The 16,497-nt window shown below is 28.0% G+C and carries 23 protein-coding genes; 20 read left to right on the forward strand and 3 right to left on the reverse strand.

What is annotated here, in order from left to right:
- The 12 genes from CLPU_RS07705 to CLPU_RS07750 all read left to right on the forward strand — a co-directional run bounded on the left by CLPU_RS07705 (position 1) and on the right by CLPU_RS07750 (position 7,419).
- On the forward strand, positions 1-630 hold the full coding sequence (locus CLPU_RS07705; protein ID WP_050355083.1) for a phage tail protein: 630 nt from the start codon (positions 1-3) through the stop codon (positions 628-630).
- Between the two features lie 5 nt (positions 631-635).
- Entirely contained in the window at positions 636-929 is a 294-nt protein-coding gene (locus CLPU_RS07710) for a GPW/gp25 family protein (RefSeq protein ID WP_200898529.1), read from the forward strand.
- The gene (locus CLPU_RS07715) at positions 922-2,076 is read left to right on the forward strand and encodes a baseplate assembly protein (protein WP_050355084.1); all 1,155 of its coding nucleotides are present in this window, start codon (positions 922-924) and stop codon (positions 2,074-2,076) included. The genes CLPU_RS07710 and CLPU_RS07715 overlap by 8 nt, the downstream gene beginning before the upstream one ends.
- Complete coding sequence (locus CLPU_RS07720) at positions 2,076-2,720, forward strand: phage tail protein I (protein WP_050355085.1); 645 nt, start codon at positions 2,076-2,078, stop codon at positions 2,718-2,720. Before CLPU_RS07715 ends, CLPU_RS07720 begins: the two co-directional genes overlap by 1 nt.
- Positions 2,720-3,397, forward strand: coding sequence for a phage tail-collar fiber domain-containing protein (locus CLPU_RS07725; protein WP_050355086.1), 678 nt, complete (start codon positions 2,720-2,722; stop codon positions 3,395-3,397). The genes CLPU_RS07720 and CLPU_RS07725 overlap by 1 nt, the downstream gene beginning before the upstream one ends.
- Positions 3,397-4,764, forward strand: a complete 1,368-nt coding sequence (locus CLPU_RS07730; protein ID WP_050355087.1) for a hypothetical protein — start codon at positions 3,397-3,399, stop codon at positions 4,762-4,764. Before CLPU_RS07725 ends, CLPU_RS07730 begins: the two co-directional genes overlap by 1 nt.
- Entirely contained in the window at positions 4,764-4,931 is a 168-nt protein-coding gene (locus CLPU_RS17225) for a hypothetical protein (protein ID WP_157857714.1), read from the forward strand. The genes CLPU_RS07730 and CLPU_RS17225 overlap by 1 nt, the downstream gene beginning before the upstream one ends.
- A gap of 1 nt (position 4,932) precedes the next feature.
- A complete protein-coding gene (locus tag CLPU_RS18005) occupies positions 4,933-5,067 on the forward strand; it encodes a CD1375 family protein (RefSeq protein ID WP_268760460.1) in 135 nt (44 codons plus the stop codon).
- Between the two features lie 73 nt (positions 5,068-5,140).
- Positions 5,141-5,344 carry a BhlA/UviB family holin-like peptide gene (locus CLPU_RS07735; protein WP_050355088.1) on the forward strand — a complete coding sequence of 68 codons (204 nt, stop codon included), beginning with the start codon at positions 5,141-5,143 and terminating at the stop codon, positions 5,342-5,344.
- A 30-nt stretch (positions 5,345-5,374) separates the two neighbouring features.
- Entirely contained in the window at positions 5,375-5,932 is a 558-nt protein-coding gene (locus CLPU_RS07740; RefSeq protein WP_050355089.1) for an N-acetylmuramoyl-L-alanine amidase family protein, read from the forward strand.
- Between the two features lie 127 nt (positions 5,933-6,059).
- Entirely contained in the window at positions 6,060-6,842 is a 783-nt protein-coding gene (locus tag CLPU_RS07745; protein ID WP_050355090.1) for a DNA adenine methylase, read from the forward strand.
- A gap of 121 nt (positions 6,843-6,963) precedes the next feature.
- The gene (locus CLPU_RS07750) at positions 6,964-7,419 is read left to right on the forward strand and encodes a hypothetical protein (RefSeq protein ID WP_050355091.1); all 456 of its coding nucleotides are present in this window, start codon (positions 6,964-6,966) and stop codon (positions 7,417-7,419) included.
- 420 nt (positions 7,420-7,839) lie between these two features.
- On the opposite strand, the gene CLPU_RS07755 is transcribed toward CLPU_RS07750, so the two are convergent.
- From CLPU_RS07755 to CLPU_RS07765, 3 genes are read right to left on the reverse strand one after another with little or no spacing between them, the layout of a single operon-like run.
- Positions 7,840-8,019, reverse strand: a complete 180-nt coding sequence (locus CLPU_RS07755) for a manganese catalase family protein (protein ID WP_050355092.1) — start codon at positions 8,017-8,019, stop codon at positions 7,840-7,842.
- Between the two features lie 58 nt (positions 8,020-8,077).
- Positions 8,078-8,329, reverse strand: coding sequence for a spore coat protein CotJB (locus CLPU_RS07760; protein ID WP_050355093.1), 252 nt, complete (start codon positions 8,327-8,329; stop codon positions 8,078-8,080).
- Between the two features lie 32 nt (positions 8,330-8,361).
- Positions 8,362-8,565 (reverse strand): spore coat associated protein CotJA, encoded by a 204-nt coding sequence (locus CLPU_RS07765; RefSeq protein WP_050355094.1) that lies wholly within the window; start codon positions 8,563-8,565, stop codon positions 8,362-8,364.
- 305 nt (positions 8,566-8,870) lie between these two features.
- Here CLPU_RS07765 and CLPU_RS07770 point away from each other — a divergent pair, with 305 nt between their 5' ends.
- The 8 genes from CLPU_RS07770 to glmM all read left to right on the forward strand — a co-directional run bounded on the left by CLPU_RS07770 (position 8,871) and on the right by glmM (position 16,449).
- A complete protein-coding gene (locus tag CLPU_RS07770) occupies positions 8,871-9,416 on the forward strand; it encodes a rubrerythrin family protein (protein WP_050355095.1) in 546 nt (181 codons plus the stop codon).
- A 655-nt stretch (positions 9,417-10,071) separates the two neighbouring features.
- A complete protein-coding gene (locus CLPU_RS07775; RefSeq protein ID WP_050355096.1) occupies positions 10,072-10,329 on the forward strand; it encodes an HPr family phosphocarrier protein in 258 nt (85 codons plus the stop codon).
- A gap of 93 nt (positions 10,330-10,422) precedes the next feature.
- On the forward strand, positions 10,423-10,662 hold the full coding sequence (locus tag CLPU_RS07780; protein ID WP_050355097.1) for a hypothetical protein: 240 nt from the start codon (positions 10,423-10,425) through the stop codon (positions 10,660-10,662).
- A gap of 110 nt (positions 10,663-10,772) precedes the next feature.
- The gene (locus CLPU_RS07785) at positions 10,773-11,516 is read left to right on the forward strand and encodes a PrsW family intramembrane metalloprotease (protein WP_235436138.1); all 744 of its coding nucleotides are present in this window, start codon (positions 10,773-10,775) and stop codon (positions 11,514-11,516) included.
- Between the two features lie 187 nt (positions 11,517-11,703).
- Complete coding sequence (gene cdaA / locus CLPU_RS07790) at positions 11,704-12,531, forward strand: diadenylate cyclase CdaA (RefSeq protein ID WP_082154139.1); 828 nt, start codon at positions 11,704-11,706, stop codon at positions 12,529-12,531.
- On the forward strand, positions 12,518-13,732 hold the full coding sequence (locus CLPU_RS07795) for a CdaR family protein (protein ID WP_050355100.1): 1,215 nt from the start codon (positions 12,518-12,520) through the stop codon (positions 13,730-13,732). Before cdaA ends, CLPU_RS07795 begins: the two co-directional genes overlap by 14 nt.
- A 398-nt stretch (positions 13,733-14,130) precedes the next feature.
- Positions 14,131-15,012, forward strand: coding sequence for a YitT family protein (locus CLPU_RS07800; RefSeq protein WP_050355101.1), 882 nt, complete (start codon positions 14,131-14,133; stop codon positions 15,010-15,012).
- 87 nt (positions 15,013-15,099) lie between these two features.
- Positions 15,100-16,449, forward strand: a complete 1,350-nt coding sequence (glmM, locus tag CLPU_RS07805) for a phosphoglucosamine mutase (RefSeq protein WP_050355102.1) — start codon at positions 15,100-15,102, stop codon at positions 16,447-16,449.
- Positions 16,450-16,497 lie beyond the last annotated feature (48 nt).

A 16,497-nucleotide genomic window follows, 5' to 3' on the forward strand; every position in this document is an offset into this window, starting at 1 on the left:
TTGATAGCTTCATTTGCAACAAAAGTTTTTTCTGTAAGTCAAAAAAGAATATACACTTTAGATGAAATAAGCAGAACAGGAGCTTTAAATATAGAAGAGCAGGAAGTAGACGGACAGAAACCATCTACTTATATAAAGGGACCTGGATTAGACGAATTTAGTTTTACAATACCATTTGTAAGACAATCAGGGCTTAGTATAGGAAAAGAAATCGAGGACTGGATGAATATTAGAAATATGGCCAGACCACATATGTTTATATTAGGCAATAGTCCCATTTCTAACAACAAGTACTTACTTGTAAATGTTAGTGTGTCAGATGTTGTTTTAGATAGTAAGGGAAATTATGTTAGAGCTAAGGTAGAATTACAATTTAAAGAGTTTGTACGATATGGAGCTAAGAAGGAAGAGACAACAGGAACTGGAGTTGATAGTAAGAAAGAGAAAAAAAGAGAGAATAAAAATGCTAAAAAAGCTAAAACAGATTCAAAGACTAAGAAAAGTAAAAAGACTAGCAATAAAAAAGGAAAATCTAAAAAATCAGATAGTAAATCTAAAAAAACTAGTAGTAAATCTAGTGGTAAAAACAGTTCTAAACTAGATGAACTAGAAAAAGAAATATTTGGGTGATTATAATGTATACTCTTTATAGCAATCAAAGTATAAACTGGAAAGCTAAAGGAACAGAAAGAATATTACAAAATGTATCAAACTTACTAAACACGTTTATGTATGAAGTTGCGTATGACAGGATAATGGGAAGAAATACTGATTATATAGATAAACCTATGTCGGAGCAAATACCTTTAGTTATTTCTGAAACTTATGAGCTTATAGAAGAATATGAACCTAGGGTTACAGTACAACGCGTTAGTGTATTAACTGATAATGAGGACCCTATAATAAAGGTGGTGGTAGACATTGACTGATATAAACTTTATTGAAATTAATGCAAAAGAAATATTAACCCAGATGATAGCTGATGTTGAGGAGGAACTAGGGGAAACTCTTTATCCTAGTGATGAAAGAAGAATCTTTTTATATCAGTTGGCACAATTTATAATAGGACTAAGAAATGATATAAATGATAGTGCTAGACAAAATCTTTTAAGGTATGCAAGAGGAGATATTCAGGATGCACTAGGAGAATTAACAAATACAAAAAGACTACAGTCACAGAAGGCTTTTGCTAGTTATAAATTTGTACTTTCAGCACCTCAAAATAATATTATTACAATTAAAAAAGGAACTAGGGTTACTCCAGATGGTACGTTATATTTTGAAGTAAAAGAAGATATATACGTACAACCAGGAATTGAAACGGTTGATACTATAGTAGAAGCAACAGAACCAGGAAAAAAACATAATGGATTTACTCCTGGGCAAATAAAAAATATAGTAGATCCTATACCATATATTAAAGAAGGGTATAACATGAGCATTACAACTGGTGGAGCAGATATTGAAGATGATGAAAGTTATCGTGAACGAATAAGGCTTGCTGCTGAATCATTTAGTACAGCTGGACCAGGTGGAGCGTATGAATATTTTGCACGTTCTGCTGATAGTACTATATCTGATATTTCAGTTGTTTCTCCTAGACCAGGGGTAGTTAGAATAATAGCCTTACAAAAAGATGGGGAGATACCAGGTGAAGAAGTTTTACAAAAGATAGATAATGCAGTAAATGCAAGAAATAAAAGGCCATTAACAGATTTTGTAGAAGTAGTTGGAGCTACTGAAGCAAAATATGATATTCAGGTTAAATATTATCTTGATAAGGACCATATAGCTGATGAAACAAAATATAGAAAAGCCATAGAAGGTCAAGAACTTAATTACCAAGATGGAGCTATAAGAGATTATATAAATTGGCAACAAGAACGATTAGGAAGAGAGCTAAATCCAGATGTATTAAGATATAAAATACAGGATGCAGCAACATATATGAAACAAGATAAGACACTTACAGCAGTAACAAGGGTTATAATAACATCACCAGTATATACAACTTTAACTGAAGAACAAGTGGCAAAACCTTTAGTTATAAATGTAACATATGGAGGGGTAGAATAATGAACTTAAATGATGTAGACCTTTTATCCCTTCAAACTTCATATATGCAAAAAGATCCGTTTACAATAGCATTATGTAGAGCTTTAAATCCACACTTTAAAAAACTAGCTGAAGAAACTAAGCTAGTTTTTATTTATGCACGAATAGATGAATTAGATGAGCCTATAATAGATGAACTAGCTTGGCAGATGCATGTTGATTTTTATGATAATACATTATCTTTAGATAAAAAAAGAGCACTTGTAAAAAATTCTTTAAAATGGCATATGTATAAAGGGACTCCAGCAGCAGTAGAAGAATTAGTATCTGTAGTATTTAATGAATCTTGGGTGGAAGAATGGTTTCAATACAATGGAGATTCATATATGTTTAAGATATTTACAACTGATGTCATAGAAAGTGGACTTACATTTAAGAAAATTATAGAAGCAGTAGATTCCGTAAAGAATAAAAGATCTTGGCTTGAAAGTATAGTTGTTAAAAGAGAAAACAAAATGAATCTGAATATAGGTATTATGATGAGAAAAAGAAAAAAGATTGTTTTGAAACCAGACGTTATTGATGATATAAGTATTTCAACTAATTTAAATATAGGTATAGCTAATAGACAATTAAATAAGATTTCCGTGTCGGAGGTGAGATGATGGCCAAGTTTAATAGATTAGTTTTAACTAAAGAAGGAATAGATTTACAATCTAAAGTTCAAATAGGATTACCACTTAAATTTACAAAAGTAGGTATAGGTGATGGCCTTTTAACAGATGGGAAACGGCTTGATGATTTAAAAGAATTAATAAACCGTAAAAAAATTTATGATATAAACAAATTAAAGGTTATAGGTGATGGAACTTCAAAAGTAACGACCATTATATCAAATAAGGATATAGAAGAAGGTTTTTATGTAAGAGAGATAGGACTATTTGCAGAAGATCCTGACAAAGGAGAAATACTTTATTGTGTAGCAAATGCTGGAGAGTATGCTGACTTTCTTCCAAGTCATGAAATAAGTCCTGTAGAATTCATAATTGAGTTAATAACTATAGTTGGAAATGCTGAAAATGTAACAGCAGTAATTAATGATAGCTTAGTATTTGTTACAAGGGAAGAACTGAACGACCTAGCTGGAGCAGGACGAACAACTGAAACAGTAAAGAAAAATGCTGATGATATATTAATGCTAGCAATAGAACTTGCAATACTTAAAAATGCTACACTGAATAACTTCACTCATAATATATTTGTAGTTAATTTTGAGGAAATAAAAGAGGATGAACTATTAGATGGATATTATGATGAAGTAAATAAAAGGTTGGTGATTTAGTGGCTAAGTATTATTATGATAAGTATGATGTAGTTAAGATTACAGAAAAAATATATGTTAATTATAAGGAGATAAAGGATTCTGAGTCAGAGTTTTCTAGGTATAGTGCAGCTAGTATATCAACTGATTGGCGATTTACTGAAAAAGAAGGATTTGTAATGCTAGATAAAAAAAGCATATGGATAGCGGCAGAAGAGAACGGTGTAGGACATTTATACTACGAACCTACAAAACAAGGGTCTATTTATTATAATATTTCTAGAAGTGGATCGGTTATACAACTTAAAAGGTTAAGCTATAATAACAGGAATTATAATGGATATGAATTTTCTGAAAAAACAATAGCTACCTGCGAGGAAAGTACCAGGGAAATTCCACAAAAAAACAGATTAATACAATCTAACGTAGTAGCCGAAGATGGAGCATATCCAGCTAATGGGGTTCATACGGATGGTTACTGGTATGTAAAAAAGGGATTAGCTAATAACTTACCAACTATCTCTGGTAAAGACAGTAATTTAGGAGATAAAAATTTAGGATTTTCCATCTCATATAATATAAATGATATTGACAATGATGAAGTTAAAATTATAGAAAGATTAAATAATACTACCTTAAAAATAATAAATAACGCTCCTAAAAATCAAACTTTAACTATAGATATAACTACAGAACAGTTATTTAGTTTACCTTTGAATTCTACAAACACTATAGAAATAGAAGTAAACGATGGTAAAGGTGGAGTTGCATATAGAAGGTATACATTTAAAAGAGTGAATTCACCTCCTAAAATAAATGGTACAGATAGAGATCTAGGAGAAAAACTAGAATCTTTTAGTATAATTTTTAATATTACTGACGTAGAAAAAAATAAAGTTACAGCTAAAGTATTTTTAGATGGTAAGTTAAAACAACAAATAATAGCAAATGATGGAGAGTCATACACATATAAAATTAATAAAATAGACTGGCTTAAACTAGATACAGCTAAACATACTATAAGAATAGAAGCTACAGATGAACAGGGGGCAACATCTGTAAGAAATTACACTTTTACTAGAGTCATAAATAAAATAGAACATAAAACAATAATACCAACAGACGCTAAAGTGAGTAAAATTATAATAACTCCTAAATGGAGTATAGCTCAAGGAGCAATACCTAAAGTTTATGCTTGTAATAATATGTTTGATAATAATCCTGCTTGGGAGGATATAACTAATCAAGTTCTTATAAGTAGACATCATAATTTTACCAACACAGTAAAAACAGCTGAAAAATGGGGGATAGGTATAAGAATGATAGTTGAAAAAGGGACATCAACTGAGAGAAGTATAATTTATGGATATGGAGGTGCTTTCGAGTAATGAGCGTAACTATTTATAATGAAAAATCAATAGGACAGATTAAGGAAGAAGAAGAAGAAAAAAAAATAGACTTACAAGCAGATATATATGAAATAGTTGCGAATTTATATGAGGAATTAGAAAATGTAAAAGTTAGAGTTAAAGCCTTAGAAGGAGGTGCCAAATAAAATGAAAGTTAAAGAATATATGATACCTGTTTATGCTTTACTTATTAGAGCAGAAAGAAGAACTATTGAAGATGTACCAGAAGTTTATCAAGTACCTGTTGCTGAACATATGGCAGAACAAATTGAAGAAAACTAATAAAATAATATTTAAAAGATAGAATGGGACCATTGAAGGTCTTTTTTTATTTCAAAAAATAGTGAGGTGTAATATGGAACAAGAAATTATAAAAATAGCCTTAAGCCAAGGTATATGGGCAGTATTATTCGTATTTATGTTATTTTATGTACTAAGAGAAAATAGCAATAGAGAAAATAATTATCAAGAGATAATAAAGGAACTATCAGAGAAGTTCAACATAGTTGAAGATGTAAAAGAAGATGTTAGAGAAATAAAGAAAAAGATTTTTCATTAGAAAAGTAAACTTATATAAGGAGGATAATTTATGAAACTAGTAGTTATAGATCCGGGACATGGAGGAAAAGACCCGGGGGCAGTAGGAAACGGGTTACAGGAAAAAGATGTGGCTTTATCTATAGCTTTAAAAACAGATTGGTATTTAAATAACTATTATAAGGTAAATACATTAGTTACGAGATATACGGATAAAGACTTGAGTTTACAAGATAGAAGTAAAATATCAAATAATAAAAATGCAGATTTATTTTTTTCTGTACATTGTAACGCTTTTGACGGAAATGCTTATGGTTACGAGGATTATACTTATCTCACGGTTGGTCAAGCGACTAAAAGTATAAGAGAGACATTTCATAATAAAGTTACAGAGGTTCTAAATAAATATAATATAAGAAATAGAGGTATGAAAACAAAGAACTTGGCAGTTCTAAGAGAAACAAAAGCAAGTGCCATACTAGCAGAAACGTTATTTATAGATAATGTGAGTGATTCTAATTTATTAAAGAACCCATCTTTTATAGAAGATGTCGCAAGAGCTTATGCGGATGGGGTAGCATCAGCTTTAAATTTAGAGAAGAAAAAATAGTAATATGCTATTGTTTAAAAGAAAACTATTTTAATAATTTTTAGATTTAAGAAGGATAGATATAAGTCTATCCTTTTATTTTTTACTATTTCAACGAACATACGTTCGTTAAAAGGAGATGACATAAATGAAAAGTCCTATTACTTGGTTAGGAGGAAAATCAAGAATGGTAAAAAAATTAATAGAATTGATTCCAGAGCATATTTGTTATACGGAAGTATTCGGAGGAGCAGGTTGGCTTTTATTTGGAAAGAAACCATCCAAAGTTGAGATATTAAACGATCTTGATAGTAATTTAATGAACTTATGGAATTCAATTAAGTATAAGCCAGAAAAGCTTATAAAAAGCTTTGATTATACTTTAATAAGTAGAGAAACTTTTGAAGAATATAAAAAGAAATATAAACAAAATAATTATAACGATGATATAGAAAAAGCACATATATTTTACTATTTAGTAAAGGCTGGATTTGGAGGAGAGATGGTCACTCAAAGCTTTGGAACGCGTAAAACTAGACCTAATAGTTTAAGATTGGATAAGGTGGATGAAGTTTTTATGGGAGCTCATAAAAGATTACAAAAAGTAACTATAGAAAATAAAAGTTTTGAAGAAATATTTAAAATATACGATAAAAATACTACATTTTTCTTTTTAGATCCACCTTATAGAAACACTTCTGGTTATCCTGTAGGGAAATTTACTGATGATAAATATAAATTACTTTCTGAATGTTGTAAAAAATGCAAGGGTAAATTTTTACTAACCATAAATGATGATGAGTATATAAGAGAATTATTTAAAGGATTTAATTTTATAGAACATAAGGTACTATATACTATAAATAATAATACTTCTAAACCTAAAAAATTTGATGAATTAATTATAACTAATTATAATAATGAATTATAAAGCTAAATATAGTTATTAGCTAGGCTAGAGTTAACTCTCTAGTCTTTTTTTATTTTTGATAAGGAGATAGCTATATAGAATGTGATATAATATAAAAAATGTAAATTTTAGGAGGTATAATATGAAAAAATTAATAATAGTTATGTTTTCAGTAATCTTAATAATAGGAGTATCTGGATGTAGTAAAAACACAAATACTACTAAGGATATTAAAGAAGAAAAACAAGAGGTAAATCAAGTACAAGAAGATAAAGGCAATCTACTAGATCAACTAAAAGATGAGTTTAAGAAAGCTGGATTTGAAATAGGAAGTAATGAAGTAGTAGCATTCGATATGGTTAATGCGAAAAATGGTTACAAATTTAAAGTTGATGGAGAACTTATAGAAATATATGAGTATGATCTAAATAATCTGTCAGATGAAGCCAAAAAATCAGTAGAGCAGGCTAAAAAAGGTACTGTAAATATGTCAGGATTTAACCTACCTTGCGTTTGGAATGAAAAAGGTATAGCAATGTTTAGAGTAGAAGAACATAGTCAGAAAGATAAAATAGTTGAAATATTTAATAATTTTTAATCATAATTATAATATAAAAAATTACATATAAACTTTTAAGGATATTGCTATTAAAAGAAATTATCATTTTTTTATTTTTTGAAAACTTAAGAAAAACGACCTTTTATTTTGAGTTTTAAAGGCCTTATTTTTAACTCTTAATATGTTAGGTATATTAAACAAAAAAGATGCTATAATGAGACTTATAAAGATAAGTGAAAAATAAAAAGAATTATTAGAAATTTATATAAATATATTATAAATAAAATTAAGGACCTACTGGTCCTTTTCTTGTTGTTTCTCTTCTTTTTTCTTTTCTGATCTTTCTTTTTTTATTATTCTTACGATTATATTATAGAGAATATCATATAGATCCATATTACAATATATTAAAGGTATTGATAAAATATTAATGATTAAAACTATTTATGTATATAAATATTAGAAACTAGTTACCACTACCTGGGGTGTAGGCATAGCCCATCTTTGAGAAAGATATCTTATACCGGCAGATAATTCACCATCTGCTCCACCAAACTGTTCTAATATTAGTTGAGCTAACTTTGGATTACAGGTATCAACTCTAACTGGATATTCTAATTTTTTCTCATAAATCCACATACATAAACCTCCTTACTATAAAATAAGATTAAATTTACCATAAATTTAATAATAACTACTAAAAATTAATTTCCCATGGCCAAGGATCATCTATATATTGCCAAGGATATCTACTCATGCCTTTGAATGTTAAAGGACCGTATTTAGATTCATATATACACGTTAGATCTTTAGATTTTTTTGAAAAAGTATTATGAAGTCTCAAAGCTTCTTCATCATGGGGATGAGTATTTAGATATAAAGCGGTCTCTACTAGAACAAAGTCTAACTCCATGAGTTGTTTTAACATTGCTTTTCTTTCACGATTCATAATATACACCTCCTAAGATATTTTTGACTTTACTATCGCCTACATCCTTTTTTTCGCTTATAAGGCATGTATAATTCAGGAAATAGAGTTCCTTTTTTAAGAGCTTCTTCAGGACAAAAGATTTTGTCTAGAGATTGATAAGGAACATATGCATGAGCTAGTTTATATTTACAAGCTACAGGCTTTAAACATTTAGGTTCTTTAGGTATTGGACAATCAGACCTATCTCTATACATAAAATAACCTCCTTAAAATTAATTAATTTGATACCACAATATTTATATTACGCATTTAAACATTAAAGGTGATAAGATATACTAATAAATAGAAAATATATTTAAATGAAAAATTATTTAGTCTAATAAGAAAATTTTAATTATTAAAAAATACTTGATTTAAGATATATGTATTGGGTATATAATCAAAAGAGGCTAAAAGAGGATAACTTTTAGTGTAATAGTTGATTTTTTTATATATAAATATATAATTAAATATGTAAAGAATAAGAAAATGTAAAAAATAATGGTTAGGGGGACTTAAAATGAACGATATGACAGCACAAAATTTAAGATCAGCTTTTGGAGGAGAGAGCCAAGCTCATATGAGATATAAAGCTTGGGGAGATAAAGCTAAAAAAGAAGGATTTGAAACAGTTTCAACTTTATTTAATGCAATTTCATATGCAGAAGAAATTCATGCTAAAAGTCATTTTAGCGCATTAAGAGATGTTAAAGGTGACTTCTTAGTAGCTTCAGGAGCAGGATTTGGTGTAGGAAGCACATCAGAAAATTTACTAGCAGCTGCAGAAGGAGAAAGATATGAAGTTGATCAAATGTATCCTGCATTCATAGCAGTAGCAGAATTACAAGGAGAAAAACAAGCTTTAGCATCAATGAAACATGCAATAGAAGCAGAAAAAACACATGAGAAATTGTACTTAGAAGCTAAGGAACATGTTGATAATGGAAAAGATGCTGATTTTACAAATATTCATGTTTGTGAAATTTGTGGATATACATCATATGGCGACATGGTAGAAAAATGTCCAATCTGTGGAGTTAAAAACGATAAATTTAGAGTTTTTTAATTAAACATATCTAAATATAAATTATATTTCAACTAATAAATAATCCTCTCTAGAATAATAATTCAGAGAGGATTATTTATTAGTTGAATTTTTTATGTACATATAACTTATTTTTACTATAAAGATAGTAAAAGAGATTATTTAAATAATGATATTTCAAATCGTAAATGGATATATATGTAAAACTTAGGAAATAGTTGATAATGTGAATGATATAGTGATAAGTATAGAAAGCAGAAGTTAGTTAACGAATTTTTTACATTTATTTTGAATTAAAATGTTGAAATTATAATCATGTATAACTATAATCTATATATAGACTGTTATTATTACTTTAACAATTTTGGTGTGTTATAAAGAACAATATTAACTTAAATTTCATCTTAAGAGATTTCTTTAAAAAAGCTTGTTATAACTAAAGATAAAGAACTAAATAAATTTTATTTTAATGTAACAACGATTATCTTATAAAAACATATTTTCTGTAAGCAATTTAGTTAATATTTTAACTAAAACTTAAAATGATGTTGTTTTTTCATTGCGGTTCGTATAAATTCGAGGATAAAAAGTATTAAGGTAAATATAGTTTAGAGGATGGATGAAGTGATTCTTGTGATCTTAAAGAAAACGTTTTCCAACGGGAAGGAGGGAAATCATGAAAAAAGTTAGAATTACATTGAATAGAGATGAGGGGTTACATGCTAGAGCGGCTAGTTTGTTTGTAAAGAAAGCATCAAGATATTTATCCGATATAAAAATAGTAAAGGAAAATAACGAGTATGAAGCAAAAAGTATATTAGGAATTATGAGCTTAGGTGCTATTCAAGGTGATCAAATAACTCTTGTAGCTAGTGGTGAAGATGAAGAAGATGCTATATATGAACTTTCAAGTTTTTTACAAAAAAATGTATAATAGAAGACAATTCAAGTAAAATTAGATGAATACTTTTTTTATAAAGTAGAAGAATATATACATAGGATAAAAAAGATTGAAAGGATAATGTATATGGAAGATTTATCTGCTATGAAAAATATGTTGAGGGATTTAAGTGAAATAGATAAAAATAACGAAAATAACTTTGACCACATAAATAGCATAGTATTGCTTTTAAACTCTAGTGAAAATGGTAGGGTAAAAGACAAAGGATTATCTGAAAAACTTTCTATGTTAAAAGAAAAAATACAAGAAACTTCAAAAATATCAAATGAAATTTCTTGTATTTTAAGTGATAATATGAAAAATTAGTATAAAAAGACTGTACTAGTAAATGGTACAGTTTTTTTGTTTTATATATTAGTATTATTAATTGGATAAATTCAAATAATATAAGTAAAACTATGAAAGGACTGAAGGTATTGATTTTAAGACTATTTATAATAGCTATTGTGCCTGCTATTTCTATAGCTTTAGCAACATATTTAAGTGATAAATATGAGAAAGAACCTATATCAGTTCTTTTTAATACTTTTATTTTTGGAGCACTTTCAGTTATACCAACTTTATTTGTAGAAAGATCACTTTCATTGCTCAATATATTTCCAGGATTATTGGGAGTATTATATGTATCATTTATTGTAGCAGGACTAACTGAAGAATACTTTAAAAGGCTTGTAATAATGAAATATATCTATAAAAATAGAAACTTTAATGAAAGATTAGATGGAATAATATATTGTGTTTTTTCAGCTCTTGGATTTGCAACTATAGAAAATATTGTATACGTAGTATTTAGATTTAGTTACAATCCTTATGTAGGGCTATATAGAGGAATATTATCTGTTCCAGCACATACAATATTTGCAGTTACTATGGGTTACTATATTTCTTTATCAAAATTTTGTAATGATGATAGATTAAAGGAAAAATATTTAAGAAAGTCACTTTATATGCCAGCTATTCTTCATGGAATATTTGACTTTATTCTTATGTCAAAAATACCTATATATGGACTCTTATTTATTCCTTATTTAATATATTTATGGAAAACAAATCAGAATAAATTGGATAAATACATGAAAGAATCACAAATTTTACATGAAGATACAATAATACCAGAATCTATTAATGATTATATTGACGATAAAGATACTAAGATATAAATAAGTTAAACCAGAGATATATTAAGTACTTTCTCTGGTTTAATTTTAATTAAAAGGATCAAAACTAATTAATATAAAACTGAATAGATATTTTAAATATCTTGTATTTATTATATAATCAAATTATAAGCAATAAACATATATAAGAATATGAGTAAAATGTAAATTTTACATAGGGGTGTATAATTTGGACTTTTTAAAAGAACTTTTTATAAACATAAGATTAAGAGATATTATAGATATTATTATAGTTGCTTTAGTCTTTTATAAGTTATTTATGCTTATAAGAGAAACTAGAGCAGAACAGCTACTAAAAGGCATTTTAGTGTTATTAGTAGCTACTAAAATAAGTGATATATTACAATTATATACTGTTTATTGGATACTTGAAAAAACAATGACTGTAGGAGTTATAGCTCTTCTAATAGTATTTCAACCTGAATTAAGAAGAGCATTAGAATATATAGGTAGAACTAGATTCTTTACTAAGTCTATTGCAGAAATTAAAGATGAGGATATAAATTCTATATCAGATGAAATTGTAGAAGCTACTGCTTCATTAGCAAGACAAAAAATAGGAGCATTAATGATAATAGAAAAAGATACAGGATTGAGTGAAGTAGCAGAAACAGGGACGAGAATAAATGGTAAAGTGTCAAGTGGACTACTCATAAACATATTTATACCAAATACTCCACTACATGATGGCGCTGTACTTATAAAAGAAGATAATATAAAAGCAGCAGGATGTTTTCTACCACTTACTGAAAATATGTATCTAAGTAAAGAATTAGGAACAAGACATAGAGCCGCTTTAGGAATAACTGAGAGATCTGACTGTATAGCAATAATTGTATCAGAAGAAACAGGAGTTATATCTGTAGCGGAAAATGGAAATCTAACTAGGTATATAGACATGAATACACTTAAGGATATATTAGTTAACATATATAAACCTAATTCCCAGAAACAAGGATTATTGTTTAAATGGAGGAATAAAAATGAGCAAAGCTAAAGATAGTAATTTAACTATAAAAGTGCTATCAATATTTATTGCCATTGTACTTTGGTCTTATGTTATTAGTGAAGTAAATCCTAGAGTTACTAAAGAGTTAAATAATATAAAAGTTGATATAATAAACGAACACACATTAAAAAATTCAGGGCTAGTTCTAATAGAGCCTAGAGATGTGAGGGTTAGTGTTAAAGTTAAAGGAAGAAGAAATGATATAAATAACTTAGATCCTAACGATATAATAGCAAAAGCAGACTTACTAGGATATTCAGAAGGAGTAAGCAAAGTTTATATAGATGTTAAAGTTCCTTTGAAATTAGATATAGAGGACGTAAGACCTAGACAAGTTTCATTTAAAATTGATAGTATAGTATCTAAAGAAAAAAGAGTGAGCATTAAAACCACAGGAACTTCATCAGAAGGATATAGTATAGAAGATGGTCAATTGAGTCCTGAAACAGTAACTGTTAAAGGTGCAAGAAGTTATGTTAATTCAGTTTCAAAAGTTATTGCAAATGTTAATATAAATGATATAAGGTCTAGTAAGAACTTAAGAGTACCTTTAATAGCAGTTGATTCGAAGGGAAAACAAGTAAAAAAAGTAGATATAGAACCTAGATTTACAGAGGTATCTTTACCTGTACTTAGGACTAAAAAAGTACCTGTAGTTCCTAAGACAAGGGGGACTTTGCCTAATGGATATACTATATCTAAGATGCAGGTAGTTCCATCTGTTATAGGAATAAAAGGGCTTAACGAGGATATTAAAAATGTAAATGCTTTACAAATTGAGCCAATAGATATAACTAATCTAAGTGCTAATAAAGAATTTTCTTCAAGAGTAATTTTACCTAACGGAGTAAACACTGTAGGAGGAAATAAAGTAGCTGTAAAAATTGAATTAGAAAGAACTATAACTAGAGATATAGATTATGATATGAGCCAGATTAGCTTTCTAAATTTAGCAGAAGGATTAAACATTGTCAAAGATAATTTACCACCTAAAGTTATAGTTAGTATAAGAGGAAAAGAAAAATTGGTAAATAAAATTTCTACATCAGATTTGAAGTTGAGTGTAGATCTAAATGGGCTTTCAGAAGGAGATCATATAATTAAAATAACTCCATCTCAAATTGAAGGATTAGAAATACTTCAAATAAATCCTAATAGTTTACCTATAACTTTAAGAAAAAATGAATAATATTTTTTATGAAAAAGCTAGCCTATGTAGGCTAGCTTTTCTGCTTAAATGAATTTTCCCTATTCATAAGTTTCATTTTACTATATTTTTTCTTTAATTTTACTTATGTAAATAAATGATTATTGAAATTTTTATATATTTTAGCTTCACTTTAAAAAAATATTTATATTTAAAGTGATAAATAGGATTTATTAAGAGTTTTAAAAATTAAAGGAATATAGATGAAAGTAGTACAAAAGAAACCTATTAACTCATAAAATATATTAACAAGTAACCATACTTTTATAAAGCTATAAACATTTAATTATGGGAATTGAAATATATATTAGATAACTATATAATCAGTGTGTAAAAACTTGATTTTCTAATAAAAAATATTTAAAAGAGAGGTTTTAAAGGTGGAAACTACAGGTGATCATAATAAGATCAAAGAGTTACTAATTGAAGTATTTAAAAAAATACCTTTCGTTATAATTGGAAATTTACTATGCTCTATCGCTATTAATGGATTCTTTATACCCAATAAAATGTTAAGTGGTGGAGTAAGTGGTATATCAATTCTATTTTATTATATGTTTACAATGCCTACCTCACTTACAGCCCTTATTCTTAATGTTCCTCTTCTTATTCTTGGAATGAAAAAATTAGATAAAAAAGTATTATTATATACATCTATATCTATAATAACTAATTCATTATTGTTACACTTAACTAAAAATATAGGAAGTCTTATAGGACTTAATGATGTATTACTTGGGTGTATATTTGGAGGAGTCTTCAATGGAGTAGGTATGGTTATATTATATAGAAATAAAGTACTACAAAGTGGAGTAGACGTAGTATGTGCTATAATTAAAAGATACTATAATATAAACATTGGAGTAGGGCTTATGGGATTCAATACTACTATAATAACTATTTCATCTATTTTATTTGGATTAAAGCCTGCCATGTACACTATAATTTCAATGTTTATATCCTATCAAATAGTAGATAAAATACAAGCTAAATTTAATATCAAGAAAAATGTATTTATAGTATCAGATAAGTCAAGAGAGCTTGCAGATGAAATAATGATAAAGATGAATAGAGGTGTAACTCTTTTAGAAGGACAAGGAGGATATACTAAATCAACGAAAAGAATGATTTATTGTATAGTTTCACCTACAGAAATAGTTAAATTAAAAACTATAGTAAGTAGAGTAGATCCTAAGGCTTTTATGACTATAAATACAGTACAAGAAGTGAATGGAAATGGTTTTAAAACTGTTGGAATATAATGTAAAATTCGTTGTAAAAATATACTTTACTATGATATTATATGAGAGATATTGTTTTTTACAAACTTTAAGAGGAGGCGTTAATTAGTGGGAAGACTATTCGGAACAGATGGAGTAAGAGGAATTGCGAATAAAGAACTAACTTGCGAGTTAGCTTATAAAATAGGAAAAGCGGGAGCTTATGTATTAACAAGAGATAAAAAGGAAGCAAAAATAATAGTAGGAAAAGACACTAGAATATCAGGAGATATGTTAGAAGCTGCATTAGTTGCTGGAATATGTTCTGTAGGAGCAAATGTTGTATCAATAGGAGTTGTACCAACACCAGCAGTATCATATTTAACAAGAAAATATAATGCTGATGCAGGAATTGTTATTTCTGCTTCACATAATCCAGTTGAATATAATGGAATAAAATTTTTTAATAAAGACGGATACAAATTAGCTGATGAAATTGAGGAAGAAATAGAGAAATATATACTAGATGATGGAGTAGAAAATATACCATCACCAACAGGAGACGATATAGGAATTAGAGAATTAAAAGATGACGCAGCAGAGGATTATATAGAATACTTAAATAGTATAGTAGATATTAATTTTAAAGGTCTCAAAGTGGCTATGGATTGTGCAGAAGGAGCATCATATTACTGTGCCCCAGAAATATTTAAAAGACTTGGAGCAGAAGTATATGTGATTCATAATAATCCTAATGGAAAAAATATAAATAAAAATTGTGGCTCAACTCATCTTGAAGAACTTAAAAAATTTACAGTAGATAATAAGTGTGATATTGGTCTTGGATTTGATGGAGATGCAGATAGATGTCTTGCAGTAGATGAAAATGGAGAAGAAATAAACGGAGATTTTATAATGACAATACTTGCAAAGCATCTAAAAGAAAAAGGCAAATTAGATAAAGACACATTAGTTGTAACTGTAATGAGTAATATGGGACTTGATATTGCATGTAATAACGAAAAAATATCAACTATAAAAACAAAAGTTGGCGATAGATACGTTCTTGAAAGTATGTTAGAAGGCGGATATAAACTAGGTGGAGAACAATCAGGTCATATAATACTACTTGATTATAATACAACAGGTGATGGTCTTATAACAGCTTTATCACTTGTATCTACTTTAAAAGATGAAGGTAAAAAATTATCAGAGTTGAAAAATATAATGAAAGAATTACCTCAAGTATTAGTAAACGCTAAAGTTACAAACGACAAAAAGGATATATATCAAGAAGATAACGAAATAATATCTGAGATAAATAAAGCAGAGGAAATACTGAATGGAAAAGGAAGAGTATTAATAAGAGCTTCAGGAACAGAACCACTTATTCGCGTTATGCTAGAGGGAGAGAACATAGAACAAATAACAGAGATTGCTAACAATATAGCAAAACTGATAGAAGAAAAGTGTAGATAATATTTTTAAAAGAGCATTTAATAGAAGTTTATTATAAAGCAAAAGTTG

The sequence above is a fragment of the Gottschalkia purinilytica genome (genome assembly GCF_001190785.1).
Taxonomy (GTDB): Bacteria; Bacillota; Clostridia; order Tissierellales; family Gottschalkiaceae; genus Gottschalkia_A; species Gottschalkia_A purinilytica.